Source organism: Rathayibacter sp. AY1A5 (assembly GCF_002930875.1).
Classification (GTDB): Bacteria; Actinomycetota; Actinomycetes; order Actinomycetales; family Microbacteriaceae; genus Rathayibacter.
Window position 1 is genome coordinate 1 of the sequence record NZ_PSTM01000030.1, and the last position, 26,390, is coordinate 26,390.

Here is a 26,390-nt window from a genome sequence, read left to right on the forward strand (position 1 = left end):
GCCGGGGTCTCGAGGGGCGGGCTGCGCCCGCTGCTCGATCAGCAGGAGGGCGCCGCTCAGGCCTCGACCCAGGTCCAGGTGCCGGCCGGGCCGTCGACCGAGACCTCGCCGCCGGTGCGCGTCACGGTGAAGACCGTCTCGTCCCCCGTGTCGTGCGCGACGACCCGGACCGGCGTCGCTCCGTCCGGCCCCGGGAACACCCTCAGCTCGAGCCCGTCGAGGTAGTCGTACTCGGCCGAGTCCTGGCGGGCCCCCACCGGGATCACCGCACCCTCGCGCACGTACAGCGGCAGCGAGTCGAAGCCGTGGACCTCACGACGCCACTCCCCCGTCGAGACGATCCGCTCGCCCGTCCACCAGCTCGTCCACGTCCCGCGCGGGAGGTAGAACTCGACCGTGCCGTCCTCGGTGAACACCGGAGCGACGAGCAGGTCGTGCCCGAGCAGGTACTGCGTGTCGAGGTGGGCGGCGCTGCGGTCGTCCTCGAACTCGAGCGCCATCGGGCGCATGATCGGGACGCCGGTGCTCGCCGCCTCCGCCCCCGCCGCGAAGAGGTAGGGCATCAGCGAGAGCTTCAGCCGGGTGAAGAGCCGGGTGACCTCCACGGCCTCCTCGTCGAACGCCCACGGCACGCGCACCGAGGAGGATCCGTGCAGCCTCGAGTGCGAGGAGAGCAGGCCGAACGCGAGCCAGCGCTTGAACACTCCGGGATCGGGCGTGCCCTCGAAGCCACCGATGTCGTGCGCCCAGAAGCCGAACCCGCCCAGCGCGAGCGAGAGGCCTCCGCGCAGGCTCTCGGCCATCGACACGTAGGAGGAGGTGTTGTCCCCGCCCCAGTGCACCGGCAGTGACTGCCCGCCGACCGTGGCGCTGCGGGCGAAGAGGACCGCGCGGCCCTCGCCGAGCTCCTGCTCGAGCACCTCGTGCACCGCGCGGTTGTAGAGCTGGGTGTACCAGTTGTGCATGGCCTCGGGGTCGGTCCCGTCGGCCCAGACGACGCCCTCCGACGGGATCCGCTCGCCGAAGTCGGTCTTGAAGGAGTCGACGCCCTGGCGCACGAGGACCCGGAGCTTCTCCTGGAACCAGGAGGTCGCCTCCGGATTCGTGAAGTCGATCAGCGCCATGCCGGCGACCCACATGTCCCACTGCCAGACGTCGCCGGAGGCCGTTCTGAGCAGGTACCCCTTCTCGCGCCCCTCGGCGAACAGCGGCGACGCCTGCGCGATGTACGGATTGATCCAGACGCAGGTGTGCAGCCCGCGCTCGTGCAGGCGGGCGAGGATCCCCTCGGGGTCCGGGAAGGTGCGCGGGTCCCACTCGAGGTCGGTCCACTGGAACTCGCGCATCCAGAAGCAGTCGAAGTGGAACGCCGACAGCGGCAGCTCCCGCTCCGCGAAGCCGTCGATGAAGGAGTTCACCGTCTCCTCGTCGTAGCTCGTGGTGAAGCTGGTCGTCAGCCAGAGCCCGTAGCTCCAGGCGGGGACGACGGAGGGGCGGCCGGCGAGACCGGTGTAGCGCCGCAGCACGTCCTTCTTCGTCGGGCCCTGGATAACCAGGTACTCCAGCGCCTCGCCGCCGACCGAGAACTGCACGCGCTCGACCGCCTCGGAGCCGATCTCGAACGAGACGAGGCCGGGATCGTTCACGAGCACGCCGTAGCCGCGGCTGGAGAGGTAGAACGGGACGTTCTTGTAGGCCTGCTCGGAGGAGGTGCCGCCGTCGGCGTTCCACACATCCACGGTCTGGCCGTTCTTCACGAAGGGGCCGAAGCGCTCGCCGAGCCCGTAGACCAGCTCGCCGACGCCGAGGTCGAGCTGCTCGTGCAGGTAGGCGGCTCCGTCCGGTCCGGTCAGGTAGCCCTGCGCCTTGTGCCCGGAGCCGGTGAGGCGCGTGCCGGTCGAGGTGTCCCAGAACTCCAGCGACCACGGAGCGCCCTGCCTGATCCGGACCTCGAGGTCGCCGGTGCGCAGCACGCCGCCGGACTCCGTCACCTCCGCCGCTCCGACGTCGCCCTCGGCCAGCTCGAAGCCGGGCCGCACCGCCGTCCCGCGCCAGTGCTCGATCCGCACCCGCGCGACCCCCTCGGCCGGCGAGGACACCGTGACCGTGAGCGCCGGCCGGTTGAGGACGTCGCCGCGGCCCTGGATGACCCGGGTCGGGGCGATCACCTCGAGCGAGGTGCCGTCGGTGCGGATGTCGTACGCCTCCTGCGCGAACAGGGGCGTGAATCCGGCCCGCGTCTGCCAGAACCCGTCGGTGAACTTCATGGGGGTGCCTTTCGATGGCGCGCCGGAGGATCCCGTGAGGGAGGCGCCGACGGAGGGAGAGAGGGCTACTTGACCGCGCCGGCGGTGATGCCGCGGGTGAGGGTGCGCTGGAAGATCAGGAAGAAGATCAGCGTCGGGAGAAGGCCCAGGAGGGCGCTCGCGCTGGTCGTGGTGACGTCCATGATCTTGTCGCCCTGGAGGCTCGAGATCGCGATCGGGACGGTCTGCGTCGCGTCGCTCACCAGGAAGACCAGCGGGATGAGGAACTCGTTCCAGGTCCAGATGAAGAAGAAGATCATCAGCACCGAGAGGGTGGGCCGCGAGATCGGGACGATCACCCGGGTGAGGACCTGCCACTTCGAGGCGCCGTCGAGAGCCGCGGCCTCGAGGATCTCCTTCGGGAAGGTGCCGTAGACGCTCGAGAGCAGATAGGTGCCGAACGCCGACTGGATGACGGTGAAGATGACGATGACCGACAGCTGGGTGTCGTAGATCCCGACCGCTTTGAACATGTAGTACAGCGGGTAGAGCAGGGCCTCCTGCGGGAGCATGTTCGCCAGCAGGAACAGGACGATGATCCAGCTCCGGCCGCGGACACGGCCGATGCCGATCGCGTAGGCGTTCAGCACCGAGAGGGCGACGGCGAGGATCGCGACCGACCCCGAGATGAGGATCGAGTTGCCGAGCTTCTCGGGGAAGTCGACGCGGCTCCAGAAGGTCGAGAGGCCGTCGAAGGAGAGGCCGGTCGGGAAGGCGAGCGGGCCGTTCGCCGAGTACTCCGCGGGGGTCTTGAAGGAGTTGAGCAGGATCAGCAGCACCGGGCTGATGATCACGAGCCCGATCACCACGGCGACGGCGAGGATCACCCAGTCGCCGAGGGTGCGCTTCGTCGTGCCCTTCGCGGGCTTGGCGGGACGGGAGGACGAGAGGTCCGCGTCCTGCGTGCCGGCCTGGGTGAGGGGCAGGGTCTCGATGGCCGACATCAGCGGGCTCCTTCGCTGCGCTCGACGCGCTCCTGGGCGCGGATGAACAGCACGGCGAGGATCACGATGACGATCGTGAGCGCGGTCGCGATGGTGGCGCCGTAGCCCACCTGCTGCTTCTGGAAGAACTCGGTGTACGAGTAGTAGGAGGGGACGATCGTGGAGTCGCCGGGGCCGCCGCGGGTCAGGGCGTAGATCGGGCCGAAGACCTTCAGCGCGGCGATGGTGCAGGTGAGGGTGACCACGAAGATCTCGGGCCGGATGATCGAGACCGTGATCCAGCGGAAGCGCTGGAACCAGTTCGCCCCGTCGAGCTCCGCCGCCTCGTAGAGCTCGGGGTCCACGCGCTGCAGTGCCGCCATGAAGATGACGACCGGGTAGCCCAGCTGCACCCAGATCATCACGACCATGATCGAGAGCATCGCGGTGTCCGGCTTGCCGAGCCAGTCGTGCGAGAGGGAGCCGAGCCCGACGGCCTCGAGGATCGAGTTCAGCGCGCCGTTGTCGGGGCGCAGGATCCAGCCGATGACGATCGCGGCGATGACGGTCGGCAGGATCTGCGGGAGGTAGTAGGTGGCGCGGAGGAAGCTCGCCAGGCGCCCGCCGAACTTCTTGCCGACGAGATCGAAGAGGATCGCCGCGAGCAGGAGTCCGAGGATCGTGGGGACGATCACCATCGCGATGATCATGTAGACCGAGTTGAGGAACGAGGTCCAGAACTGGTCGTCGCCCATCAGCTCGATCCAGTTGTCGAGGCCGATGAAGATCGGCGGCTTGATGCCGCGCCAGGACGTGAAGCTGATGTAGACGTTCCAGATCAGCGGGATCAGCACGATGAACGTGAAGAGCACGAACCCGGGGATCAGGTAGAGCCAGTAGCCGCCGGAGCGCTTCTCGCGGGGCGGCGTCGTGGGAGGCGGCGCGCTCTCCGCGCGACGAGGTGCTGTCGTCGTCATGGGTACTCCTAGGTCGGACGGGGTCGTGGGTGTGCTGCCGCGGGATGCCGCTCCGGTACGGAGGCGACGGCGTGTCGCGTACCGGAGCGGCATCCAGCGGGGGGGTGGAGGCTCGGCGGTGTTCGTGCGACCCCCTCGAGGGGTCGCCTTCACGTCCTCAGGTCTTCCACGGCCGTTCCGCGCCTGCAGGCGCGGGGCCGGCCGCCGTGGCCGACATCACGTGACGCTTCCGCGTCACGTGATGTCGGCGACTCCGTCGTCGTACTTGGCCTGGAGGTCGGAGAGCATGGCGGACTCGTCGGAGGAGCCGTTGATGAGCTCCTGCGTGGCGGCGACCAGGTCGTCGTAGAAGGTCGCGGTGGGCCAGTCGGGGTAGAAGGAGAGCTGGTCGCCGTCGACGACCGTCTTCCACTGCGAGAGCAGCGCCTTGCTCTTCTCGTCGGTGATGGCGCTCTCGTCGACGACCAGCGGGATGCCTCCGTTGTTGCCGATGAGGTTCTGGATCTCGGGTCGCATCGTGATGTCGATCCACTTGTAGGCGAGGTCCTTGTTCTTCGCCGTCTCCGGGATCACCCAGTGGTTGCCGGCGGAGCCCATCGTGAACTCGGCGCCCGGGAAGAGGAACGTGTCCCATTCGAATCCGGTGATCTCGGTCTTGAAGCGGCCGAACCACCAGGAGCCCGAGAAGAAGATCGGGTACTCGCCCGAGATGAACGCCGTGCCCGCGTCCTCCGCCTTCAGCCCGGAGGCGTCGGCCGAGAAGTAGCCCTTGTCGACGTAGGTCTTCAGCTGGTCGGCCGCGTAGCTCCAGGCCGCGTCCTCGAAGTCGACCTCGCCCGTGTAGGTCTGGTAGTCGGTGATCCAGGAGCGGTCGGCCTTCAGCAGCGCGAGCTGGTAGAAGAGCTGCTGCAGCGGGTACTCGGCGCCGGCCTCGGCCAGCGGGGTGATCCCCTTGGCCACGAAGGCGTCGAGGACGGCCGTGAACTCCTCGTAGGTGGTGGGGACCTCGAGGCCGTTCGCGGCGAAGGCGTCCTTGTTGTAGTAGACGAAGGTGAACTCGCCGTAGTTGGGGATGCCGTACCAGGAGCCGGAGCCCATGATCCCGTTCTCGTCGTACTTCGCGGTGGTCTGCAGCGCGCCGGGGATCAGCGAGTCCCAGCCGTAGAACTCGACCGCCTCGTCGAGGTTGGTGAGCAGGCCCTGGCTCGAGAGGAGCCCGCTGGTCGCGTTGCCCTTGTTGTACTCGACGACGTCGGGCGCCGAGTTGGAGTTGAAGATCTGGCTGGCGCCGGTGCGCAGCTGCTCGAAGGCCTTGAACTCGTACGCGATCTCGGCCCCCGTCTCCTGGGTGAAGATGTCGCGGGCGGCGAGCCAGGCGATGCCGCGGTCGCTGTCGGGCGTCTCGAAGTCCCAGAGCGTGAGGGTGCGGCCGGCGCCGTCGACCGTGGTCGAGAGCGCGTCGGAGCCGGCGTCGGAGCCGCCACCGGAGCAGGCGGCCAGCGCGAACATCGCGCTGAGGCCGACTCCGCCGGCGAGGAGGTTGCGCCGGCTGAGACCGGCGGTCGGGCGGTGGAAGGCGGAGCGGGATCGGAGCGACATTGCGGTGGTTCTCCTTCGAACGGTGCGGTGGTGCTGCGGAGGTGGTGCAGGGAGCGCTCTCTCACGGAGGCGCGGTGTCGAAGCGTTTCGACAGTGCGCAGAGCCGGAGCGGGCGGGAAGAGGGTGGAGGACTAGAGGGAGGCCGGCGCGGGAGTGCCGGACGGGACCGCCGGCACCGGAGCGCCGATCGGAGCGACCGCGAGGGATCCGCGGTCGACGTAGGAGGGCGGGAGCAGCTCGACGCCGACGGTGCGGCCAGAGTCGATCTGCTGGAGGGTCCGCGCGACGGCCGCTCGGCACATCGCGTCGAACGGGAGGGGAAGACTGCTGGTGGGGACAGGGAGGGCGCCGCCGTCGTAGCTGGCGCAGGCCGCCAGGATCGACAGGTCGCCCGGGACGGAGAGGCCGCGCTCGAGGACGCGCTCGATCGCCGCCTCCGCCACGGGCTCGTTGCAGTGCAGCACGAGCGCGGTGGGCGGGACGGGTGCGGCGAGGATCGCGTCGATCGCGGCCTGTGCGCTCGGGCGGCCGATGTGCGGGCGCTCGACCGCGATCTCGACTCCGAGCGCTGCGGCCTCGGCGCGGAACGCCTCGTCGAAGCGGCGGACGAAGCCGGCGTTGCGGTCGGTGTAGGACTGCGGGTGCTCGAGCAGGCCGAGCGAGCGGTGGCCCAGCTCGGCGAGCCGGCGGACGCTCTGGCGGGCGGCCTCGGCGAAGTCGAGGTCGACGCAGGCGAGATCGTGGGAGTCGGCGGGCACGCCGATGAAGGTGGCGGGGACCCCCGCCGCGCGGATCAGCTCGGCGCGGTCGTCGTCGTCGTCGACGCCCATCAGGACGATGCCGTCGACGAGCGAGGAGGAGGAGACGCGCCCGATGCCGCTGGAGGCCTCGTCGGTGACCAGCAGCAGGACGTCGTAGTCCGACTCCCGGGCGCGCTCGAGCACCTCGGTGACGAAGCGCATGTGGGTCGGCAGGTGCAGCTCGCCGCGCATCGGGGCGGAGAGGGCGAGGATGTGGGTCCGCGCCCCGGCGAGCATCCGGGCTCCCGCGTGGGGCCGGTAGCCGAGCTGGCGCACCGCGTCGTCGACGCGCTGCCGGGTGGAGGCGGCGATCGAGCGCTTGCCGGAGAGGGCGTAGGAGACGGTGCTGATCGAGACCCCGGCAGCGCGGGCCACGTCGTGGATGGTCGCCATGGCTCCTCCTGCCGGACGTCGTCGTCGGTCGCGGTCGAGCTTCGAAGCGCTTCGACCGGTCGTGCTGGAGCGACTGTACGCACAGTCGAAGCGCTTGCGCAAGCGATCCTCGCGACGACCTCCCCGGGCGCCGGCCCGCTCCGCGAGCGGTTCCGCGGCACGAACGGGCGGCACCCGCGAGGGGCCGGAGGGCGACGCGCCGGGCCTTCCGCTCGTTGCGCCTCCCGACCCTCAGGGGATATGTTGGGCTCAACAACAATTCGGCGACGTCGCCGGAAAGGATTCGGATCCCATGTCCCTGACCCCCACCCGCGCCGACAAGTTCTCGTTCGGCCTCTGGACCATCGGCTACAACGGGACGGACCCGTTCGGCGGCCCGACCCGCGAGCCGCTCGACGTCGTCCACGCGGTCGAGAAGCTCGACGAGCTCGGCGCGTACGGCCTCACCTTCCACGACGACGACCTGTTCGCCTTCGGCTCCACCGACGCCGAGCGCCAGACCCAGATCGACCGCCTCAAGGGTGCGCTGGAGTCCACCGGCCTCATCGTGCCGATGGTCACCACCAACCTCTTCAGCGCCCCGGTCTTCAAGGACGGCGGCTTCACCTCGAACGACCGCGACGTCCGCCGCTTCGCGCTGCGCAAGGTCCTCCGCAACATCGACCTCGCCGCCGAGCTGGGCGCGAAGACCTTCGTCATGTGGGGCGGCCGCGAGGGCGCCGAGTACGACTCCGCCAAGGACATCCGCGCCGCGCTCGAGCGCTACCGCGAGGCCGTCAACCTGCTCGGCGACTACGTCACCGACAAGGGCTACGACATCCGCTTCGCCATCGAGCCCAAGCCGAACGAGCCCCGCGGCGACATCCTGCTGCCCACGCTCGGCCACGCGATCGCGTTCATCGACTCCCTCGAGCGCCCCGAGCTCGTCGGCGTGAACCCCGAGGTCGGCCACGAGCAGATGGCGGGCCTGAACTTCACCGCCGGCATCGCCCAGGCGCTGTACCACGGCAAGCTCTTCCACATCGACCTCAACGGCCAGCGCGGCATCAAGTACGACCAGGACCTGGTCTTCGGCCACGGCGACCTGCACAACGCGTTCTCGCTCGTCGACCTCCTCGAGAACGGCGGCCCCGGCGGCGTCCCGGCCTACGACGGCCCGCGCCACTTCGACTACAAGCCCTCGCGCACCGAGGACGAGACCGGAGTCTGGGACTCGGCCGCCGCGAACATGCGCACCTACCTGCTGCTCAAGGAGCGCGCCGCGGCCTTCCGCGCCGACCCCGAGGTGCAGGAGGCGCTGGCCGCCGCGAAGGTCGCCGAGCTCTCCACCCCGACGCTGAACGAGGGCGAGTCGTACGACGACCTGCTCGCGGACACCGCCTCGTACGAGTCGTTCGACGCCGACGCCTACCTCGGCGGCAAGGGCTTCGGCTTCGTGCGCCTGCAGCAGCTGGCCACCGAGCACCTGCTCGGCGCCCGCGGCTGACCCGCACCTCCTGAGCCCGCGGTCAGCCGCGGGACGACCTGAGACGGACGAGATCCCCTGCACCGGCACGGGATCTCGTCCGTTCTCCTGCATCCGGCCCGGTTCCGCACCGGACGCCCGAACCCGTACCCCCAACGAAAGAGGACAGCGATGACGCTCGTCGCAGGGATCGACTCGTCGACCCAGAGCTGCAAGGTGGTCGTCCGCGACCTCGACACCGGCGCCGTGGTGCGCACCGGCCGGGCGAGCCACCCGGACGGCACCGAGGTCGATCCGGCCGCGTGGTGGGAGGCGCTGCAGCTCGCCCTCGCCGACGCCGGCGGGCTCGACGACGTCGCCGCGATCTCGGTCGGCGGCCAGCAGCACGGCATGGTCGTCCTCGACGAGAGCGGCGCCGTCATCCGCCCCGCTCTGCTCTGGAACGACACCCGCAGCGCGCCCGCCGCCGCCGCGCTCATCGAGGAGCTCGGAGCCGGGGCCTGGGCGGAGCGGACCGGATCGGTGCCGGTCGCCTCCTTCACCGCCACCAAGCTCCGCTGGCTGCGCGACGCCGAGCCCGAGAACGCCGCCCGTGTCGCCGCCGTCGCGCTCCCCCACGACTGGCTGACCTGGCGCCTGCTCGGCTACGGCCCCGACTCCGCCCGTGGTCCGCAGCTCGACGCGCTCACGACCGACCGGTCCGACGCGTCCGGCACCTCGTACTGGGGAGCGGACGGCTACGACCTCGACCTGCTCGAGCGCGCCCTCGGCCACCGCCCGCTGCTCCCCCGCGTGCTCGGCCCCTCGGAGGAGGCGGGCCGCACCGAGAGCGGACTCGTCGTCGGCCCCGGCGCGGGCGACAACGCGGGCGCCGCGCTCGGCCTCGGCGCCGGCCCCGGCGACGTGGTCGTCAGCATCGGCACGAGCGGCACCGTCTTCGCCGTCACGGACGACCCGGTGCGCGACGCCTCCGGGACCGTTGCCGGCTTCGCCGATGCGAGCGGGCGCTTCCTGCCGCTGGTCGCGACGCTCAACGCGGCGCGCGTGCTGGCCTCGACCGCGACCCTGCTCGGCAGCGACTTCGACGAGTTCGCCGCACTGGCGCTCGAGGCGGAGCCGGGTGCCGACGGCCTCGTGCTGGTCCCCTACTTCGAGGGCGAGCGCACGCCGAACCTGCCGGACGCGACCGCGAGCCTGCACGGTATGACCATCGCCTCGACCACGCGCCCGAACCTCGCCCGCGCGGCGATCGAGGGCATGCTCTGCGGACTGGCCGACGGCCTCGACGCCGTTCGCGCGCAGGGAGTGGAGGCGCGGCGCATCCTCCTCATCGGCGGAGCCGCGCAGAACCGCGCCGTGCAGCTCGCTGCCTCGCAGGTGTTCGACGTGCCCGTGCAGGTGCCGACGCCCGGCGAGTACGTGGCCGACGGTGCCGCCGTGCAGGCCGCCTGGGCGCTGACCGGATCGCGTCCGACGTGGACCGTCACCTCGGTGGCCGAGCCCGCGCCGGACCACCGCCCCGTGATCCGCGAGCAGTACGCGGCCGCCCGCGCCTGAGAATCCGGCCCCGGCCCTCTCCAGGGTCGGGGCCTCGCCGCAAGCCCCAGTGGACGGGGACCGGAATCGCGCTACTCTCATTACTCAGCCAGCTGACTAATGGAGGAGCGACATGACCGCCACACGAACCCCCGATCGCGCCGACCGGATCCGCCAGGTCGTCGTCGCCGTGAGCGCGGTGCTCGCCCTCATCGGCTCGTTCATCGGCTCGGGCGCCGCGGGCGGCACGCAGATCCAGAACGCGGCCGGCGGCGCCCTGACCGCGTCCTCGACCCCCATCGCTCCCGACGGCCCCGCCTTCGCGATCTGGAGCGTCATCTACACCGGCCTCATCGCCTACGCGATCTGGCAGTTCCTGCCCTCGCAGACAGCCCGCACCCGCCACCGCCGGCTGGGCTACTGGGCCGCCGCGAGCCTCCTCCTGAACGCCGCGTGGATCCTGGTCGTCCAGGCCGGCTTCCTGACGCTCAGCGTCGTCGTGATCGCCCTGCTGCTCGCCGTGCTCGCGCGCATCTTCGTGATCCTGCGGACCACCCGGTCGGCCGGAGTGGTCGACGCGATCGTGACGGACGGCACCTTCGGGCTCTACCTCGGCTGGGTGTGCGTGGCCACGGCCGCGAACGTCACCGCCGGGCTCGTCGGCGCGGGAGTCGGCAGCGCGGACGGTCCGGGCGCCGCGGTCTGGGCGGTCGTCGTCCTCGCCGTCGCCGCGCTCGTCGGACTCCTGATCGCCGTCACCGGCCGCGGCCGCATCGCCCCGATGCTCTCGCTCGTCTGGGGACTCTCCTGGGTCGCCGTCGGCCGCTTCGCCGGCGAGCTCGTCTCGGTCCCCGCCGGGATCGCCGCGCTGGTCGCCGCCGCCGTGGTGCTGGTGGTCACCCTCCTCGTCCGCGCCACCGCGGGACGCCGGGTCAGCGCCGCCTGATCCTTGCGCGACGAAGGCCGAGAGGCCGGGACAGCCCTGGTCCGGGGCCGCCCGGCCTCTCGGCCTTCGTCGTGGTGGCGGATCAGGTGATCAGCGTGTCGACGTACTCCCGGTTCTCGTCCATCCACGCGGCGAGGGCGGCGGAGCGGTCGTCGGCCCCGTCGTTGAACAGCGCGTTCTCGAGCGAGTAGAGCGTCTTCGAGTCCATCCGGAAGTCGCGGATCCAGCGGCTCATCGTCGGGTAGTCCGCGTCGAACGCGGCCGAGCCGAAGGAGTGGATCCCCTCCGCCTGCCCGAGCAGGCCCTTCGGGTCCTCGAGGTCCTTGACCGGGAAGGCGTCGTAGGCCCAGTGCGGGCGCCAGAGCGTGACGGCGATGTTCTCGCCCGCGGCGGTCGCGCTCGAGAGCTCCTGGAGCATGGCCGGCGTCGACGAGGTGAGGTAGTCCATCCCCTCCAGGCCGTAGCCGGGGATGACGTCCTCGGTCGTCGTCTTGTTGAGACCGGAGCCGGGCTCGATGCCGATCAGGCGGTTCCCGACGACGCCCGGGTCGGCGGCGAGCTCCTCGAGGGAGTCGATCGGGGCGTCCTCGTTGACCGCGATGGTCAGCTTCGCCTCGTCGTTCCACGCGCCCAGGTCGACGATCGAGTCGCCGTACTGCTCGACGTACCGGGCGTGGGTGAGCGGCAGCCAGGTGTCGAGGGCGAGGTCGTAGTCGCCGGTCGAGAGGCCCTGGAAGCCGGGGGCGACGTCGGCGTTCTGCAGGGTCACGTCGTAGCCCTGCTCCTCGAGCACCGCCTCCCACAGAGCGGAGACGGCGATCCCCTCGTCCCAGCCCTGGAACACGGCGACGGTCACGTCGGTGCGGTCGCCGTTGTCGACGGAGGCGGCGGTGGCGGGAGCGGCGAGGGTCGCGGCCCCGAGGGACGCGACCAGGCCGATCGAGACGACGCCGACGGCCGAGCGGGTCGCCACGACGGCGCGGCGGTTCTTCGCCCGGGCGACCCTCGCCGGCGAGGGCGAGCCCAGCGCGCCGGTCATCCGGTCGAGGACGACAGCGAGGATCACGACGGAGATGCCCGCCTCGAAGCCGAGCGCGACGTCGATCCGGTTGAGGCTCGCGACGACGTCGCCGCCCAGCCCTCCGGCGCCGACCATGCCCGCGATGACGACCATCGAGAGCGAGAGCATGATGACCTGGTTGAGGCCCGCCAGGATCGAGGGCAGCGCCAGCGGCAGCTGGATCTGCCGGAGGATCCGCCACTTCGAGGAGCCGAACGACTCCCCCGCCTCGACGAGCTCCGGGTCGACGCCGCGGATGCCCAGCTCGGTGAGCCGGACGCCCGGCGCCATGGCGAACACGATGGTCGCGACGATGCCGGGCACCACTCCGACCCGGAACAGGATCAGCGCGGGGATCAGGTAGACGAAGGCCGGCATCGTCTGCATCAGGTCGAGCACGGGCCGGATGACCGCGGAGGCCGTGCGGTTGCGCGCGGCGAGCACGCCCAGCGGCACGCTCAGCGCGATGGCGATCACGGAGGCGACGAGCACCAGCGCGAGGGAGTCCATCGCGTTCTCCCACTGGTCGACCCCCACGATCAGCAGGAGCCCCACGGCGGTGCCGGCCGCGAAGACCCAGCCGCGGACGGCGTAGGCCAGTACGGCGAGGAAGGCGACGATCACCCAGAAGGGCGGTGTCGCGAGGACGAGGTCGACGCCGGAGTAGAGGGCGCCGAAGACGGTGCGCAGCAGGTCGAAGACCGGCTGGAAGGTCTGCGTGAGGACATCGACGGCACCCTCGGCGAGGGCGCCGAGCGGGAGGCGGAATCCGAGATCGGTCATCGTGCACCTCCGTCCGCCGCGAGGACGGCGTCGTCGACGGGGCCTCCGGTCGCGTGCAGGGTCGCGGTGACGACCTCGGTCGAGACGGTGGCGGGCGGCTCGATCACCGGGTGCTCGCCGGTGCGGGCGGGCACGTTGCCGAGCGCCGCGAGCAGGGTCACCCGCGGGATCGCTCCGAGCAGACGCCCGTCGGCGTCGACCACGGCGACCGGCAGCGCCGACTCGACGGCGGGCTCGATGACCTCGCTGAGGGCGGTGTCCGGACCGACGGTGACGACGTCGGAGGTGAGGACCGCCGAGAGGTCGCCGGTGCTCCGGCGCACCTGCTCGATCACGTCGCGGTCGCGGACCGTGCCCAGCAGGCGTCGTCCGCCGCCGACCACGAACGCGGCCGAGGTCTGCAGGTCGCGCATGCTCCTCAGCGCGGCGCGGGGACCGGCCGCGAGGGTGACCACGGAGCGGGCGGGCTCCATCACGGCGGAGGCGGTGAGCACGCGGGCGCGGTCGACGTCCTGCACGAACTGGGCGACGTAGTCGTTCGCCGGGTCGGTGAGGATCTCCTCCGGGGTGCCGATCTGGACGATGCGGCCGTCGCGCATCACCGCGATGCGGTCGCCGAGGAACATGGCCTCGTTGAGGTCGTGCGTGATGAAGACGATGGTCTTGCCGAGCTCGTGCTGCAGCTCGATCAGCTGCTCCTGCATCTCGCGGCGGATCAGCGGGTCGAGCGCCGAGAACGCCTCGTCCATCAGCACGATGTCGGTGTCGGCGGCGAGCGCCCGGGCGAGGCCGACGCGCTGGCGCATGCCGCCGGAGAGCTCGTCGGGCATCTTCTCGTGCCAGCCGGCGAGACCGGCGCGCTCGACCGCGAGCATCGCCCGCTCGCGGCGCTCGGCCGCGGGGACGCCCTGGATCTCGAGCGGGTACGCGACGTTGTCGAGCACGGTGCGGTGCGGGAGGAGCGCGAAGTGCTGGAACACCATCGACACCGACGAGCGGCGCACGCGGCGCAGCTCCGCCTCGGAGACGCCGGTGATGGTGGAGCCCTCGATCAGGACCTCGCCCGCGGAGGGCTCCTGGAGCCCGTTCAGCATGCGGATGAGGGTGGACTTCCCGGAGCCGGAGAGGCCCATCACGACGAAGATCTCGCCGCGGCGCACGGTGAAGGACGCGTCGATCACCGCGGCCGTGCCGAGTCCGGCGAGCTCGCCGCGGTCGGCGCCCTCGCCCAGTCGGCGGACGACCTCGTCGGGCTTCCGGCCGAACACCTTGAAGAGGTGGCGGGCCTCGAGAGCGGGGGTCGCGGGATCGGCGCCCGCCTCGCTCCGGGGCTCGCTGATGGTCTGCTGGTTCTGGTGCACGTACACTCCGTCGGCGCGCAGGGACGACGCCCTGCGCTCATCTCGTGGTGCCGGGTCGGGAGCGTGGGACAGCCGTGCGTCGAGCCTCCGCGTGCGTCCCGCCGCTCAGCGCGGCAGGGGGTGGAGGCGAGAGCGTCCGAGGCGGCCTCGGGGCCGCCTCCACTCCCGTTGACCGTACGATCGCGGCGCGTCCTGGGGGACGCCGTGCGAGCGCGGACCGGTTCATCGGGGCCCGTGAGGACCGCCGACCACGGTAGCCGCGGAGCCGCCGAGGGGCAAACGTCGGACAATTGCGGAGGCGGGTCCAGGGGTGGCGGTGAACCGATCAGCGCAACGGAATGTGCTGGTCGGAGCTGGTTTCCGGAGTGTTGCGCGATCGTTACCGTGGTGGCGCGGCCGGCGGCGCTCGTTCCGGCCGGTCTCCATCCGCCGCCGCGCGGCTGCTCGACCGGCGAGGAGGCCCTGTCGCTCAGACGGTGGTCTCGCCCGCCGGGCCCGAGGGGGCCGCCGCGCCGACTCCGCTGACGGGCTCGCCCTGCCAGGACACGAGCGTCCACGCGTCGCCCGAGCCCTCGAGGACGACGACGCCGGTGTTGTCGAGCAGGTGGTCGGCGATGAAGCGCGCATCGAGGTCGAGGGAGCGCAGACCCGCCCAGCAGCGGATGGCCGCGCCGTGACTGACCAGCGCGACGACCTCGTGCCCGAGCGCCTCCGCCTCCGCCACCACCGCGTCGTAGCGCGCCGCGAACTCGTCGCCCGTCTCGCCGCCCGCCAGCCGGATCGACGTCTCGCCGCCGGCCCAGCGGAAGACCGTGCCCATGTACTCCTCGACCGCCGCCCCGTCGCCGCGCATCTCGAGCCCCGCGGCCGCGACCTCGCGGATGCCGTCGCGCTCGATCGGCTCGAGCCCGAGCGCCGCGGCGAGAGGGGCGGCCGTCTCGTGGGTGCGGACCATCGTCGAGACGAGCAGCGCGCCGATCCCCTCGCCGGCGAGCCGACCGGGCAGCGCCGCGGCCTGGGTGCGGCCGAGGTCGGTGAGCCCGGGGCCGGGGATGCGGGTGTCGAGGAGCCCGGCGACGTTGGAGGGGGTCTGGCCGTGGCGGATCAGGAGGAGACGCATCCGCCCACGCTAACCGCGGAGGCTGGGCTTCCGGGGCGCGCGTTCGCGCTCGCTCCCGCCGTTGTGCGGCGAGTGCGGCGCTGCCACGATGTGCGGGGACGCTCCCGGACCGGGAGCCGCAGACGGACGGGACGGGCGGACATGGCCTCCGAAGACGGTTTCTCGAAGGACGAGCGCGCGGCGATGAAGCAGCGCGCGGCCGAGCTGCGGGCGGAGGCGAAGCGGCAGAAGAGCGCCGACAAGGCCGACGCCGACCGCAGGGACGCGGAGGCCGCGATCGCCGCGATGACCGACGAGGAGCGGCCGATCGCCCAGATGCTCCACGAGGTCGTCGGCGAGACCGCCCCCGATCTCCTCCCGAAGACCTGGTACGGCTTCCCCGCCTACGCGCGCTCGGACGGCAAGGCGATCGTCTTCTTCCAGCCCGGCGCGAAGTTCGGCACGCGCTACTCGACCCTCGGCTTCCAGGACGGCGCGCAGCTCGACGACGGCACGATCTGGCCGACCGCCTACGCGCTCGTCTCCGCCGACGCCGAGACGCGCGCCGCCGTCACCGAGCTGGTCCGCCGCGCGGCCGGGGCCTGACCCCGTGGCGCACGTCTACGACGAGATCGACGAGAGCCTCTCCTCCTGGATCCACGAGCAGCCGATGTGGTTCGTCGCCACCGCGCCCCTCGCCGCGGACGGGCACGTCAACATGTCGCCGCGCGGCCACGACTCGTTCTCGATCCTGGGCCCGCGGCGAGTCGGCTGGGTCGACTACACGGGCAGCGGAGTCGAGACGATCGCGCACCTGCGCGAGAACGGGCGCGTGTGCCTGATGTTCGCGTCAATCGGACCGCGTCCGCGCATCGTCCGCCTGCACGGCACCGGCTCCGTGCACCTGCCCGGTTCGGAGGCGTTCGCCGAGGTCGCGGAGCAGCACCCCGAGCACCCGAGCACCCGCGCGGTCGTCACCGTCGAGCTCACCCGCATCAGCGACGCGTGCGGCTGGGGCGTGCCGGTGATGGAGCCGGTCGGCGAGCGCGACCTGCTCCTCCTCCAGGCCGAGAAGAAGGGCCCCGACGGCATGGCCGAGTACCGCGCCACGCGGAACGCGGTCAGCATCGACGGGCTGCCGGGCTACCCGTTGGACTGAGCGGGCGGGACGCGGCCGCAGCGCAGCGCGCACGAGCACGCCGACCAGCTCGAGCAGGGTCTCAGTGACGACGGCGAGCGGGTTCGACCCGGTCGGGCGGGAGTCGACGGAGAACCGGGTCTTCGTCATTCGTCAAGTCCTCGACCGCTGACCGCCGCTCAGCACGACCAGACGTGCATCACGGTCCGTCTCCCGTTCGGGAACCCCGGGTCGATCGACGTGTTCGTCGTCGGTGCGGGTCTGAAGCGGGCGCTCCTCGCGGGGTCGATGACCGGCGGCCTCGTCGACGGGTACACCGCCGCCGTCTCAGGGAGATCGCACAGCGCGACAGGACCGGTTCGCGGAAGCACGCACGAGGACGCTTCGCACACGTCCCCAGGGGATGTACTCCTGGGACCAGTAGTCGGCCCGGATCTTCAGGAGGGGCCCCTCGACGGTGGAAGCCACCGAGATGGAGCGAGGGTCCCGGAGGGTTCCCGCGATGCGTGTCTGCGGGGTCCTTTCGAGCTCGCTCGACAACTGCTCGGGAGTGATTCGCGTCGGGAGGGACGACCGCGAGCAGCCGCCGGCATCCACCGGAGGCGCATTCGACGGTCCCGCTGACGAGCTCGCTCCCCTGTGGACGGTCGATGGCCGAGGCCGCCGACCGCGCTGGTGAGGCTCATCCAGGGGTCGGGACGACAGCGAGCTCCGGGGAGCTCCGGCCGATCCCAGGAGGGGCGGACGTGGAGCGCGACTGAGTCCTGCTCGATCGACGGTCGGATCGGACGGCGTCCCTACCATCGGCCCCGCAGAGATCCCCTGGACGATCCGCCCGCCGCTACCCCCGCTCGTCGACGGCCCGGATCGAGAACAGCTCCTGCGGGGTGCAGTCGAGCGCGTCGCAGATGAGCGTCAGCGTCGTGAAGCGGATCGCGCGGGCGCGGTTGTTCTTGAGGATGGAGAGGTTCGCCATCGTGATGCCGGTGCGGGCAGAGAGGGCGGTGAGGGTCACGCCGCGCTCGGCCAGCACTGCTCCGAGGTGGCAGTCGATCCGGTGCCTCTCGTCGTCGGCGGGCTCAGACAACGCCGTCGACGTCCCGTTCGAGCTTCGCGCCGGCGCGGAACGCCGCCGTCAGGGCGAGGGCCACCACGCCGGCGAGCAGGACGGGGACCGGCCACTGCGGGAGGTTCGTCCCGATGGCCTGGTAGTCGCCGCCGAGGAACGTGTCGCGCTGCTCGTCGCTCACCCGGCCGGCGCCGAAGAGCAGGCCGATGCCGGAGCTGAGATACAGGCCCGCCGCGGTGTCGGCGAGGCCCTGCGCCACTCCTCCGATCAGCAGGGCGAGGCTCAGACGGCGCCAGTTTGCGAGGACGAAGGGGTCGAACGGGCGTCCGGCCGCGATGCCGCGGAGGACCCGCAGGAGGAAGACCGTGGCGAGGACGATCGTGACCGCCTGGAGGAGGCTCGGCAGCGCACCGAGCAGGCGGAGGGAGAGGGCGGCGTCGGCGAGCGTGGGCGCGGTGCCCTCGCGCGGCTGGGCCTGCAGCAGCTGCGGGAGGCTCCGGAGCGGGAGGCGGCCGTCCGCTCCCTCGAAGACCAGCAGGGTGCGCCCGGTGGTGACCGTCCAGGTCTGCAGGAGCGCGGTGAGCACGGAGAAGACCGCGACGATGAGCAGGACCGCTCTCGCCACCCGGAACACGCGCGGACGCTCCCGGACCGGTCCGCTGGAGATGACACTCGTCATGGCGTGCTCCTTATCGATCGTCGATGTTATCGAGTATCGATACTACGCACGCCGGTCCGGCGATGTCGACCCGCGGCGCCCCGCCGACCACGGAGACGGCGGGAGGGGTGGTTGCCCGGGGCGAGGAGCCCGATCTAGCGTGGAGGGATGTCGGATGCGAGGGAGCGCGCCGCCCGGTACCGGGCCGGCGCCGCGGGCGAGGACGAGGCGGAGCAGCCCGCCCTGCCGGAGGATCCGCTCGAGCGGGCCGCGTTCGTCGAGACGGCGATCCAGCTCGCGATCCGCCGCGGCGACTTCGACGACCTGCCGGGATCGAGGAAGCCGCTCCCGGACCTGGGCGCGGCCCACGACCCGGACTGGTGGATCCGCCGCAAGATCGAGCGCGAGAACCTCACCGGGATCGGCCCGGCCGCCTTCCTCCTCCGCGCCGAGGACCGCGCGCTCGACGAGCGCCTCGACCGCTTGCACCGCGAGGAGGAGGTGCGCGCCGAACTCGCCGACTTCAACACGCGGGTGATCGAGGCGCGCCGCCAGCTGCTGGGTGGGCCGCCCGTCGTCACCCGGCTCCGGGACGTCGACGAGGAGGTCGCCGCCTGGTCGCAGCGGCGCGCCGATCGCGCCGCCGAGGCCGAGGCCCGGGCGGCCGCCGAGCCGGAGCGGTCCCGCCGCTGGTGGTCGCGGCGGCGCTGACGTCCCCGGAAACCGGACAGATCTGCCCCTCCCACTGGGGTCCCGCCCCGGGAAACCGGGCGGGAGCGCGCCTCCGAATCATGCGTACACATCAAGTCGACCGGAGTCCGCATGCTCACCGCCACCACCCCCGCACGCCTCCCGAGGGCCCACCCCTCGACCCTCGCCGCGCCGCCGCTCGCACTGCTCGAACCCGACTCGGACCGGATGCTCGTCATCCGCGCCGCGGAGGGCGACGACCGCGCGTTCGCCACCATCGTCCGCCGCTACACCGGGCTGCTCCGCGCGACGGCCGCCCGCACCCTCCGCAGCAGCGCCGACGTCGACGACGTGGTGCAGGAGACGTTCCTCGCGGCGTGGACCCACGTGGACAGCGTGATCGACGGCGAGACCATCGCCGGCTGGCTCGTCACGACCGCCCGCCGCCGCAGCGTCGACCGGCTCCGCTCCAGCGTCTCGCGGCTGCGAGCCGAGCTGGACGACGAGTTCCCCGCCTCCGCCGCCGACGACCCGGAGCACGCCGCGCACTGCGGGTCCCTCGCCGCCGACGCCAACCGGGTGCTCGCCGCGATGCCCCCGGCCCAGCGCCGCTGCTGGGAGCTGCGCCAGCTGGAGCAGTGCAGCTACGACGCGATCGCGCACGAGCTGGGCCTCTCGACCTCGACCGTCCGCGGGCTGCTCGCCCGCGCCCGCGCGACCCTCCGCACGGAGCTCGTCCACTGGCGCTGATCCGCGCTGCGGATCTCGGCGCAGGAGACCGGGCGGGGGCCTTCAGCGCAGGAGAACCGGCCCCGCGCCGATCCGCACCCGGAACAGCGAGTACGGGTACGTCCGCAGATCCGTGCCGCCCTGGTAATCGGCCTGGCGGTGCAGCTGGTTCGCGGTGACGTACAGGTGCTCGTCCGTCGCGATCGACATCGTGTCGGGCCAGAGCAGCCGCTCGTCGTGCACGATCGTCTCCATCGTGCCGTCGGTGCGACGGCGGACGATCGCGTTGTTCTCGTAGCTCGTGGCGTAGAAGCGGCCCAGCGCATCCGTCTCGAGGCCGTCCGCTCCCCCGCCCTTGTCGCCCTCGTCGACGACGGTCGCCGCGACGTCCTCGTCCGGCACCGACCGGTCGACCAGGGCCGCCGTCGCCACGCTGAACCAGCGGCGGGAGGCGAGCGAGCAGTACCAGAGGCGCTCGCCGTCTGCCGAGATCGCGATGCCGTCGGCGCCCATCGTCACCGGCTGCGGGTCGCCGTCGGCCGGGCGCTTCATCAGCGCGCGGCCCTCGGCCATCGGCACGAGCTCCGGAGGAGTGAGCGCCTTCGTGCTCGGGTGGTCGTGCAGGCGGCGCCAGGCGGTCCCCGTCCCAAGGTCGACGACGATGATCCCGTTCGGACCGGAGTCGGCCGAGTCGGTGATGTAGGCGATGCCGCGCCGCAGATCGAAGCGCACGTCGTTGAGGTAGGTGGTCGGCAGGGCGACGTCCGGCTCGAGGACGATCACCTGCTCGACGGTGTCGGTCGCCAGGTCGACGCGGACGAGCTTGGGGCCGCCCTTCTTCGTCGGCTCGAACATCGGGCTGCCTGTGTCGAGGATCCAGAGCCGGTCGGCCGGATCTACGACGATGCTCTGCACCGAGACGAGGGCGCCGGCGTCGTCGACTCCCGACGGCGTGTTCCAGGCCTCGTCCGGGTAGGGCACCGCCGCTCCGTCGACCAGCTCCACGACCGTGGCCGGGACCTCGTCTCCCCACTTCGGGAAGTTCACGAAGATCCGCCCGGTGTGCGAGACGCTGACGCCGGTGGGCATCGGCCCGCTGGTGACGGCGTGCACGAGCTCCAGCTCGCCGAGCGGCTCGTCGACCGGGCGCGTGCCGCGGGTCTCGTCGGTCGGTCCCCAGAATCCCATGGTGCTCTCGCTGTCCTCCCGCCGGCGCGGGCTCGTGGCGGTCTCGGTGCCGGTCGGGTGCGGAGTCGGTGCCCGCCGCGACCGGTGCTCCTCATCCTGCGCGTCGGCGCCGGTCGGCGGGGAGGAGGTGGCGGAGGAGGCGGCGAGCGCCTAGCATCCGGCCGCCGCGGGCGACCCCGGAGCCGCGACCGAGGAGGCGGAGGAGGGCCGGCCCGCGTCCGACTTCGGCACGGCCTTCGCGAAGGGTCTCAGCATCGGGACGCGGCAGTGCCCGGTGGAGCGGGTCGCCTCGGCGGCCGCTCCCGCCGCCCGCAGCGCACCGCCCCCCGCCGTCGCGCTCACCCGTTGGTCGGCGGGTCGACGGACCGCTGATCCGCCGGCCGTCCGCTTCCGGACATGACCGCTAGAGGGCGTTGCCACTGCGGCCGCTCACCTGCCACGGTCGCAGAGCGACCGACGACGGTCCACCGATCAGAAGGACCGAGGCCCGCCATGGACGACTCCTCTTCGACCGAGACCAGCACGAGCGAGATGACGCCCGAGGTGCTGGCCGCGTTCAGCGACGCCTGGACCCGCCACGACCTCGAAGCGCTGATGAGCCACATGACCGACGACTGCGTCTACGGCGCGTCCGTCGGCCCCGAGCCCGGCCGCACCTGGACGGGCAAGGAGCAGGTCCGCGAGGGATTCGCGCTCATGCTCGCCTTCGACACCGGACAGGAGCGGCACGAGGAGGGGGCTCCCCTCATCTCCGGGACGCGCGGCGCGGCCACCTGGTCGTTCACCGGGACCGGCCCCGACGGCCGACCCCAGGTCACGCGGGGCTGCGACATCTACGAGTTCCGCGGCGGGAGGATCGCCCGCAAGGACGCGTTCCGGAAGGTCTACCGGGCGGACGAGGAGTAGTCCGCGTCGTCCTCCCTCGCGCAGCGGAGCCGGAGCGGCGTCCTCGTACCGGGTGGCCCCGCGCCTGCCCGCGGAGCTGATCGCATGGCTGGCCACGTCGGCGGGCAGCTGGGTCGTCGGGCAGGTGCTCACGACCGACGGCGGGCTCAGCCTGTGACCGGAGCGGCGGCGCAGCGGCTCCGGACCTAGTCGGAGGCGACGGCCCGCACGATGGTGCGGGCGACCTCGAGCACCTCGCGCTCGTGGCTCAGGTGCACCTCGTGCACCGCTCCGGGCCAGGACAGCAGCGGCGCGTCCAGGGCGGCGGCGACGCGCCGATGCGCGCGATGCAGGGAGGACCCGGGCCGGCGGTCCGCGGTCACCACGGCCGCGGGGACCGCGGGCAGCTGAGACTCGTCGAAGCCCCGCGCCACCTGCTCCAGACCGGCGGCGGCGGAGGCGAGCCCCGGCAGGTCGACGTCCGCCATCGCGAGAGCGGCCGCGCGCGCGGCCGGGCTCATCGCGTGGCGCCTCGCCGACCGGGCGGCGCTCGTGCGCAGCAGCGCGGACAGCGCCCGGTCGAGCCCCGGCAGTCTCGAGAGCGCCGCCGTCGCCCGGGCCGTCCGCTCCACCTGACGCGCCAGTGCCGTGTCGTTGACGGGCGTCGGGTCGAGGAGCACCAGTCCCGCGACGTCCTCGGGATGATCGCGAGCGAGCAGCATCGCGACGGCACCGCCGAGACTCTGGCCGATCACGACGACGGGACCTGTCCCGAGGCCGGCCAGCACGGCGTGGACGGCGTCGGCGGCGTCGGTCAGTCCGCCGGCGACCTCCGACCCCGCTGTGCCCGGTCTGTCGTAGAGGACCACCCGGCAGCCCGGATCGACGATCAGGCCCTCGACCAGCCCGGGGAAGAAACCGTCGACGGCCTCGCCCCCGCCCGGCAGGAGGAGCACGGCCTGCCCGGACTCACCCCGCACCTGCAACATCCGGCGAGCCTAGCCGGGGAGCCGTCCGGCACCGACGACCGGCGCGGCCGGGCCCGGGGATGATGGGCGCATGGGAACTCGTGGGGCCGGAGTGCTGTGGGTGGTGAGCGCCCTCGCCTACTTGGGAGCGGAGGCGGTCGCCGCGTCCGCGTTCCCGGGCTACAGCTACGCACGGAACTACATCAGCGATCTCGGCGTGCCCGAGGTGGGCGTGTTCCAGGGGCGCGCGATCGACTCGCCGCTGCACGCGGTGATGAACGCCGGATTCCTCCTGCAGGGGGCGCTCTACCTCGCCGCCGCCGTCACGACCGTGCGGGCGGCGCGGGGCGGATCGCGGGGGCTGTTCCTCTCCCTCGCCGTGGTCTACGCCGTGGGCATCGCCGTGGTGGGCCTCGTGCACGGGAGCAGCGCCAGTGCGCAGAAAGGGATCGGCGGCCTGCACGTGGTCGGCGCCGCGATGGCGATCGTCGGCGGCAACGCGGCCTCGATCGTCGCCGGTGCCGCGGCCCGGCGCGGCCGCGCCCCGTGGGCGCTCGAGACGGTCGGGATCGTGCTCGGTGCGGCCGGCCTGCTCGCGCTGCTGATGCTGCAGGTCGACACCCGCGTGCCCGGCGTCGACCTGCTGCCCGACGGCGTCTGGGAGCGCGCCTCCGTCTACGCCGTCACGGCCTGGCAGCTCGCGACCGGCCTGCGGCTGCTCCGACGGCCGGAGGTGCCGCGGCAGCCGCGGCCTCCTCAGACCGCGGGCAGCGGCGCGCCGGTGCGCAGCGCCGTGCACCGGCTCTTCCAGCTCGGGATCCGGATCCCGGAGGCCCTCTCGGTCGTCGTGTTCGACGACAACCCGTGGAGCGAGCTGGTCACCCCGCCGCTCAGCGTCGTCCGCCAGCCGATCGACATGCTCGCCCGTCACCGCGTCGAGCTCGTCCTCGCCCGCATGCAGGGCCGCCTCCCCGAGGCCCCGCAGCACATCGAGGTGCAGGCCGACCTCGTCATCCGCTCCAGCTGCGCCGCACCCCCGCGGCGCTGATCCCCCTCCCCCCTCCGAAAGGCACGCCATGTCCGATCCCGTCGTCGTCACCGCGATCTTCACTCCCGCCGAGGGGCAGCGCGACGCGCTCGTCGCCGCCCTCTCCACCGCCATCGCGGAGGTGCACGAGGAGGAGGGCTGCGAGCTCTACGCGATCCACGACTCGCCCGACGGCACCATCGTCATGCTGGAGAAGTGGACGAGCGGCGACCTGCTCGACGCGCACGGCGCCGGCGAGCCGGTCGTCCGCCTCAACGCGGCGATCCGCGGACTCGTCGCCCATCCTCCCGTCGTGACGCGGCTCGTCCCGATCCCGGCCGGCACCTCGCAGCAGGGCGAGCTCTAGCACCCGGGGGCGGGGCCGCTCCGGATCCGGATCGCGCGCCTCCCGCCGGAAACGCGCGCGAAACAGCGGAGGCCTACGGTCGGGAGCGACCCCGCCGCCCCGGCCGCTCCCTGGAGGATCCGCATGCCCCGCCCCGCCTTCCCCGCCCCGCCCAGCGCCGAGCTGCACATCCACCTCGAGGGCACGATCGAGCCCGAGCACATCGTCGAGATGGCGCGCCGCAACGGGGTCCCCCTGCCCACCGAGGATCTCGACGCCCTCCGCGCGCGGTACTCCTTCACCGACCTCGCGTCGTTCCTGGAGCTGCACTACTCGAACCTCACCGTGCTGAAGACGGAGCGGGACTTCTTCGAGCTCGCGACCGGCTACCTCGACCGGGCGCAGAAGGCGAACATCCGCCGCGCCGAGATCTTCTTCGACCCGCAGACGCACCTCGGCAACGGCGTCGCGCTCGACACCGTGATGAGCGGGATCACCCGTGCGCTCGGCCGGAGCGAGGAGACCCACGGGATCTCGACGGACCTGATCATGTGCTTCCTCCGCGACCTGGGCGCCGACGCGGCCGACGAGATGCTGACGGCGATCCTCCCCTGGCGCGAGCACATCATCGGCGTCGGGCTCGACTCGAACGAGGTGGGCTTCGGCCCGGAGCTGTTCGTCGACGTCTACGCGCGCGCCGCGGCGGAGGGACTGCGCCTGGTCGCGCACGCGGGCGAGGAGGGCGGGCCGGAGACGGTCGCGGCCACCGTCGAGCTGCTGAAGGTCGAGCGGATCGACCACGGGATCCGCGCGATGGAGGACCCGGAGGTGGTCGCGATGCTCCGCGAGCGCCGCATCCCGGTGACGGTGTGCCCGCTGTCGAACGTCGCCCTGCGCGCGGTGGACACGATGGCCGACCACCCGCTGCCCGCGATGCTCCGCGAGGGACTCGTCGTGACGGTCTCGAGCGACGACCCGCCCTACTTCGGCGGCTACGTGGACGAGAACTACCGCGCCCTGGTCGAGGAGCTGGGGATGGACGACGCGCAGCTCGAGCAGCTGGCGCTCAACTCCTTCGACGCGGCGTTCATCACGGAGGAGGACCGCGAGCGCTGGCAGGCGGAGGTGCGCGAGCACTTCGCGCGGTGAGCGCGTCACTGCCCGGAGAACGATCGCTCCCACCCCGTCTCCGGGCACTGCGCTATCGTTCTGCGGGCGCACGCCTCCGCGCCCGACCTACGCTGGCCGGATGACGCGATCCGACGGCACGCGATGAGCTGGGTGCTCCTCACCGGCGCGATCCTCACCGAGGTGACGGCGTCGCTCGCCCTCCAGGCCGCCATCGAGTCGCCGGGCTGGTACGCCCTCGTGGTGGCGGGCTACCTGGCGGCGTTCGTCCTCCTCAGCCGGGTGCTCAAGGCTGGCATGCCGATCGGAGTCGCGTACGGCGTGTGGGGCGCGTGCGGCGTCGCGCTGACGGCGGTCCTCGCGGCCGTGCTCTTCGGTCAGCCGCTGACGGGCGTGATGACGATCGGGCTGGTGCTGATCATCGCGGGCGTGCTGATGGTCGAGATCGGCTCGCAGCGAGCGCAGGCCGCGCGCCGGGCGGCGCACTGATGGCCTGGCTGCTGCTCTCGGGCGCGATCCTCACCGAGGTCGCCGCGACGATGAGCCTCAAGCCCGCGACGGACGGCCGGAAGCGCTGGTACGTCGTGGTCGGAGTCGGCTACGTCGTCGCGTTCACGCTGCTGGCCGGGGCGCTCGCGCAGGGCATGCCGATCGGGGTGGCCTACGGGATCTGGGCGGCGGTCGGAGTCGCGCTGACGGCAGTGCTCGGCCGCTGGCTGTTCCAGGACCCGCTGACCTGGACGATGCTCGGCGGGATCGGCCTGATCATCGCCGGCGTGCTGCTGGTGGAGCTCGGGCACTGACCGGCCGGCTGTCGTCGCAGCGGGAGTCTCTCCCGCTCAGCGGCCGTCGCGGCGGGAGCGCGCCTCCTCAGCCGTCGTCGCGGCGGTAGCGCGACGGAGTCACCGGTTGTCGCGGCGGTACCGCGCCTCGCGGCCGGCGATGTGGAGGCCGAGCCCGGTGACGGCGACCGCGAAGGCGACCAGCACGCCGATGAACGCGATCTCGTCGCCCGCTCCGACCGCCACGGCCGCGGCGGCGAGCCCGATCAGCGCGAGGGCGATCACCACGGCGCCGACGGTCTCGAGAGGGCTCCAGGCGGTCATGACTCCAGCGTGCGCGCGGAGCGGCGCGCGGGCAAGGGGCGGCAGGCGAACAGGACACGACGTCCCGCCGACCGCGGAGGTCCGCGCGGGTCCCAGCACACGACCCGTCCGCCCGGACGTCGGCCGTCGGGTGCTGCGGATCGCGGAGCTCGTCCGAGGCGGTCCGCGGTGCGAGCCCGCTCCGTCCGTCCCCGCCGGAACGCCCCCGCC

At 72.3% G+C, this 26,390-nt stretch carries 26 protein-coding genes; 13 read left to right on the top strand and 13 right to left on the bottom strand.

The genetic code is table 11. The annotated features are described in order from the left end of the window. Positions 1–56: 56 nt before the first annotated feature. The 5 genes from yicI to C5B98_RS15290 form a co-directional block, all read right to left on the bottom strand. On the bottom strand, positions 57–2,267 hold the full coding sequence (yicI, locus tag C5B98_RS15270) for an alpha-xylosidase (protein ID WP_104328038.1): 2,211 nt from the start codon (positions 2,265–2,267) through the stop codon (positions 57–59). Positions 2,268–2,332: 65 nt separating this feature from the next. After that, complete coding sequence (locus C5B98_RS15275) at positions 2,333–3,250, bottom strand: carbohydrate ABC transporter permease (RefSeq protein ID WP_104256489.1); 918 nt, start codon at positions 3,248–3,250, stop codon at positions 2,333–2,335. Beyond that, on the bottom strand, positions 3,250–4,206 hold the full coding sequence (locus C5B98_RS15280; RefSeq protein ID WP_104224874.1) for a carbohydrate ABC transporter permease: 957 nt from the start codon (positions 4,204–4,206) through the stop codon (positions 3,250–3,252). Before C5B98_RS15280 ends, C5B98_RS15275 begins: the two co-directional genes overlap by 1 nt. Positions 4,207–4,440: 234 nt before the next feature. Further along, positions 4,441–5,805: an ABC transporter substrate-binding protein gene (locus C5B98_RS15285; RefSeq protein WP_258063530.1), complete on the bottom strand. Its 1,365-nt coding sequence runs from the start codon at positions 5,803–5,805 to the stop codon at positions 4,441–4,443. Between the two features lie 131 nt (positions 5,806–5,936). Next, a complete protein-coding gene (locus C5B98_RS15290; protein WP_104292927.1) occupies positions 5,937–6,998 on the bottom strand; it encodes a LacI family DNA-binding transcriptional regulator in 1,062 nt (353 codons plus the stop codon). A 292-nt stretch (positions 6,999–7,290) separates the two neighbouring features. Between C5B98_RS15290 and xylA the strand changes: the two genes are divergently transcribed. The 3 genes from xylA to C5B98_RS15305 all read left to right on the top strand — a co-directional run bounded on the left by xylA (position 7,291) and on the right by C5B98_RS15305 (position 10,945). Further along, the gene (gene xylA, locus C5B98_RS15295; protein WP_104224876.1) at positions 7,291–8,484 is read left to right on the top strand and encodes a xylose isomerase; all 1,194 of its coding nucleotides are present in this window, start codon (positions 7,291–7,293) and stop codon (positions 8,482–8,484) included. Positions 8,485–8,634: 150 nt separating this feature from the next. Continuing rightward, positions 8,635–10,020, top strand: a complete 1,386-nt coding sequence (gene xylB, locus C5B98_RS15300; RefSeq protein ID WP_104227358.1) for a xylulokinase — start codon at positions 8,635–8,637, stop codon at positions 10,018–10,020. A gap of 112 nt (positions 10,021–10,132) precedes the next feature. Next, positions 10,133–10,945 carry a tryptophan-rich sensory protein gene (locus tag C5B98_RS15305; RefSeq protein ID WP_104224878.1) on the top strand — a complete coding sequence of 271 codons (813 nt, stop codon included), beginning with the start codon at positions 10,133–10,135 and terminating at the stop codon, positions 10,943–10,945. An 82-nt stretch (positions 10,946–11,027) separates the two neighbouring features. Here C5B98_RS15305 and C5B98_RS17430 read toward each other — a convergent pair whose 3' ends face one another. The 3 genes from C5B98_RS17430 to C5B98_RS15320 all read right to left on the bottom strand — a co-directional run bounded on the left by C5B98_RS17430 (position 11,028) and on the right by C5B98_RS15320 (position 15,269). Then, positions 11,028–12,788 carry an ABC transporter permease/substrate binding protein gene (locus C5B98_RS17430; protein WP_104248115.1) on the bottom strand — a complete coding sequence of 587 codons (1,761 nt, stop codon included), beginning with the start codon at positions 12,786–12,788 and terminating at the stop codon, positions 11,028–11,030. Then, positions 12,785–14,149, bottom strand: a complete 1,365-nt coding sequence (locus C5B98_RS15315; protein ID WP_258062383.1) for a glycine betaine/L-proline ABC transporter ATP-binding protein — start codon at positions 14,147–14,149, stop codon at positions 12,785–12,787. Before C5B98_RS15315 ends, C5B98_RS17430 begins: the two co-directional genes overlap by 4 nt. A gap of 469 nt (positions 14,150–14,618) precedes the next feature. Next, positions 14,619–15,269, bottom strand: coding sequence for a histidine phosphatase family protein (locus C5B98_RS15320; RefSeq protein WP_104328039.1), 651 nt, complete (start codon positions 15,267–15,269; stop codon positions 14,619–14,621). 141 nt (positions 15,270–15,410) lie between these two features. On the opposite strand from C5B98_RS15320, the gene C5B98_RS15325 reads away from it, so the two are divergent. Further along, the gene (locus C5B98_RS15325) at positions 15,411–15,854 is read left to right on the top strand and encodes a hypothetical protein (RefSeq protein WP_104224881.1); all 444 of its coding nucleotides are present in this window, start codon (positions 15,411–15,413) and stop codon (positions 15,852–15,854) included. Positions 15,855–15,858: 4 nt separating this feature from the next. Continuing rightward, entirely contained in the window at positions 15,859–16,407 is a 549-nt protein-coding gene (locus C5B98_RS15330) for a pyridoxamine 5'-phosphate oxidase family protein (RefSeq protein ID WP_104328040.1), read from the top strand. An 820-nt stretch (positions 16,408–17,227) separates the two neighbouring features. Here the strand turns inward: C5B98_RS15330 and C5B98_RS15335 are convergent. Continuing rightward, positions 17,228–17,473 (bottom strand): helix-turn-helix transcriptional regulator, encoded by a 246-nt coding sequence (locus C5B98_RS15335; protein WP_104224883.1) that lies wholly within the window; start codon positions 17,471–17,473, stop codon positions 17,228–17,230. Then, entirely contained in the window at positions 17,466–18,134 is a 669-nt protein-coding gene (locus tag C5B98_RS15340; protein ID WP_104328041.1) for a hypothetical protein, read from the bottom strand. Before C5B98_RS15340 ends, C5B98_RS15335 begins: the two co-directional genes overlap by 8 nt. Positions 18,135–18,281: 147 nt before the next feature. Here C5B98_RS15340 and C5B98_RS15345 point away from each other — a divergent pair, with 147 nt between their 5' ends. Both C5B98_RS15345 and C5B98_RS15350 read left to right on the top strand, forming a co-directional pair. Continuing rightward, on the top strand, positions 18,282–18,824 hold the full coding sequence (locus C5B98_RS15345; RefSeq protein WP_104328042.1) for a DUF1992 domain-containing protein: 543 nt from the start codon (positions 18,282–18,284) through the stop codon (positions 18,822–18,824). A gap of 111 nt (positions 18,825–18,935) precedes the next feature. After that, entirely contained in the window at positions 18,936–19,553 is a 618-nt protein-coding gene (locus C5B98_RS15350) for an RNA polymerase sigma factor (RefSeq protein ID WP_104328043.1), read from the top strand. Positions 19,554–19,595: 42 nt separating this feature from the next. On the opposite strand, the gene C5B98_RS15355 is transcribed toward C5B98_RS15350, so the two are convergent. After that, a complete protein-coding gene (locus tag C5B98_RS15355; RefSeq protein ID WP_104328044.1) occupies positions 19,596–20,720 on the bottom strand; it encodes an L-dopachrome tautomerase-related protein in 1,125 nt (374 codons plus the stop codon). 492 nt (positions 20,721–21,212) lie between these two features. Between C5B98_RS15355 and C5B98_RS15360 the strand changes: the two genes are divergently transcribed. After that, positions 21,213–21,626 carry a nuclear transport factor 2 family protein gene (locus C5B98_RS15360; protein WP_219812389.1) on the top strand — a complete coding sequence of 138 codons (414 nt, stop codon included), beginning with the start codon at positions 21,213–21,215 and terminating at the stop codon, positions 21,624–21,626. Between the two features lie 185 nt (positions 21,627–21,811). Here the strand turns inward: C5B98_RS15360 and C5B98_RS15370 are convergent, their stop codons facing one another. Next, on the bottom strand, positions 21,812–22,594 hold the full coding sequence (locus C5B98_RS15370) for an alpha/beta fold hydrolase (RefSeq protein WP_104328045.1): 783 nt from the start codon (positions 22,592–22,594) through the stop codon (positions 21,812–21,814). Between the two features lie 70 nt (positions 22,595–22,664). On the opposite strand from C5B98_RS15370, the gene C5B98_RS15375 reads away from it, so the two are divergent. The 5 genes from C5B98_RS15375 (at position 22,665) to C5B98_RS15395 (ending at position 25,877) form a co-directional block, all read left to right on the top strand. Then, positions 22,665–23,621, top strand: a complete 957-nt coding sequence (locus C5B98_RS15375; protein WP_258063531.1) for a DUF998 domain-containing protein — start codon at positions 22,665–22,667, stop codon at positions 23,619–23,621. 28 nt (positions 23,622–23,649) lie between these two features. Then, positions 23,650–23,967 carry a putative quinol monooxygenase gene (locus C5B98_RS15380; RefSeq protein WP_104224889.1) on the top strand — a complete coding sequence of 106 codons (318 nt, stop codon included), beginning with the start codon at positions 23,650–23,652 and terminating at the stop codon, positions 23,965–23,967. A gap of 123 nt (positions 23,968–24,090) precedes the next feature. Next, positions 24,091–25,095: an adenosine deaminase gene (locus C5B98_RS15385; protein ID WP_104328046.1), complete on the top strand. Its 1,005-nt coding sequence runs from the start codon at positions 24,091–24,093 to the stop codon at positions 25,093–25,095. Between the two features lie 123 nt (positions 25,096–25,218). Then, positions 25,219–25,563 (top strand): multidrug efflux SMR transporter, encoded by a 345-nt coding sequence (locus C5B98_RS15390; protein WP_104248361.1) that lies wholly within the window; start codon positions 25,219–25,221, stop codon positions 25,561–25,563. Then, complete coding sequence (locus C5B98_RS15395) at positions 25,563–25,877, top strand: multidrug efflux SMR transporter (RefSeq protein WP_104224891.1); 315 nt, start codon at positions 25,563–25,565, stop codon at positions 25,875–25,877. The genes C5B98_RS15390 and C5B98_RS15395 overlap by 1 nt, the downstream gene beginning before the upstream one ends. Before the next feature lie 99 nt (positions 25,878–25,976). Here C5B98_RS15395 and C5B98_RS15400 read toward each other — a convergent pair whose 3' ends face one another. Further along, on the bottom strand, positions 25,977–26,180 hold the full coding sequence (locus C5B98_RS15400) for a hypothetical protein (protein WP_104224892.1): 204 nt from the start codon (positions 26,178–26,180) through the stop codon (positions 25,977–25,979). Positions 26,181–26,390 lie beyond the last annotated feature (210 nt).

Bases quoted from the DNA above. Each gene is read 5' to 3' on its own strand.
- yicI (WP_104328038.1), bottom strand. From the start codon at position 2,267: ATGAAGTTCACCGACGGGTTCTGGCAGACGCGGGCCGGATTCACGCCC.
- C5B98_RS15275 (WP_104256489.1), bottom strand. From the start codon at position 3,250: ATGTCGGCCATCGAGACCCTGCCCCTCACCCAGGCCGGCACGCAGGAC.
- C5B98_RS15280 (WP_104224874.1), bottom strand. From the start codon at position 4,206: ATGACGACGACAGCACCTCGTCGCGCGGAGAGCGCGCCGCCTCCCACG.
- C5B98_RS15285 (WP_258063530.1), bottom strand. From the start codon at position 5,805: ATGTCGCTCCGATCCCGCTCCGCCTTCCACCGCCCGACCGCCGGTCTC.
- C5B98_RS15290 (WP_104292927.1), bottom strand. From the start codon at position 6,998: ATGGCGACCATCCACGACGTGGCCCGCGCTGCCGGGGTCTCGATCAGC.
- xylA (WP_104224876.1), top strand. From the start codon at position 7,291: ATGTCCCTGACCCCCACCCGCGCCGACAAGTTCTCGTTCGGCCTCTGG.
- xylB (WP_104227358.1), top strand. From the start codon at position 8,635: ATGACGCTCGTCGCAGGGATCGACTCGTCGACCCAGAGCTGCAAGGTG.
- C5B98_RS15305 (WP_104224878.1), top strand. From the start codon at position 10,133: ATGACCGCCACACGAACCCCCGATCGCGCCGACCGGATCCGCCAGGTC.
- C5B98_RS17430 (WP_104248115.1), bottom strand. From the start codon at position 12,788: ATGACCGATCTCGGATTCCGCCTCCCGCTCGGCGCCCTCGCCGAGGGT.
- C5B98_RS15320 (WP_104328039.1), bottom strand. From the start codon at position 15,269: ATGCGTCTCCTCCTGATCCGCCACGGCCAGACCCCCTCCAACGTCGCC.
- C5B98_RS15325 (WP_104224881.1), top strand. From the start codon at position 15,411: ATGGCCTCCGAAGACGGTTTCTCGAAGGACGAGCGCGCGGCGATGAAG.
- C5B98_RS15340 (WP_104328041.1), bottom strand. From the start codon at position 18,134: ATGACGAGTGTCATCTCCAGCGGACCGGTCCGGGAGCGTCCGCGCGTG.
- C5B98_RS15345 (WP_104328042.1), top strand. From the start codon at position 18,282: ATGTCGGATGCGAGGGAGCGCGCCGCCCGGTACCGGGCCGGCGCCGCG.
- C5B98_RS15350 (WP_104328043.1), top strand. From the start codon at position 18,936: ATGCTCACCGCCACCACCCCCGCACGCCTCCCGAGGGCCCACCCCTCG.
- C5B98_RS15355 (WP_104328044.1), bottom strand. From the start codon at position 20,720: ATGGGATTCTGGGGACCGACCGACGAGACCCGCGGCACGCGCCCGGTC.
- C5B98_RS15360 (WP_219812389.1), top strand. From the start codon at position 21,213: ATGGACGACTCCTCTTCGACCGAGACCAGCACGAGCGAGATGACGCCC.
- C5B98_RS15370 (WP_104328045.1), bottom strand. From the start codon at position 22,594: ATGTTGCAGGTGCGGGGTGAGTCCGGGCAGGCCGTGCTCCTCCTGCCG.
- C5B98_RS15375 (WP_258063531.1), top strand. From the start codon at position 22,665: ATGGGAACTCGTGGGGCCGGAGTGCTGTGGGTGGTGAGCGCCCTCGCC.
- C5B98_RS15380 (WP_104224889.1), top strand. From the start codon at position 23,650: ATGTCCGATCCCGTCGTCGTCACCGCGATCTTCACTCCCGCCGAGGGG.
- C5B98_RS15385 (WP_104328046.1), top strand. From the start codon at position 24,091: ATGCCCCGCCCCGCCTTCCCCGCCCCGCCCAGCGCCGAGCTGCACATC.
- C5B98_RS15390 (WP_104248361.1), top strand. From the start codon at position 25,219: ATGAGCTGGGTGCTCCTCACCGGCGCGATCCTCACCGAGGTGACGGCG.
- C5B98_RS15395 (WP_104224891.1), top strand. From the start codon at position 25,563: ATGGCCTGGCTGCTGCTCTCGGGCGCGATCCTCACCGAGGTCGCCGCG.
- C5B98_RS15400 (WP_104224892.1), bottom strand. From the start codon at position 26,180: ATGACCGCCTGGAGCCCTCTCGAGACCGTCGGCGCCGTGGTGATCGCC.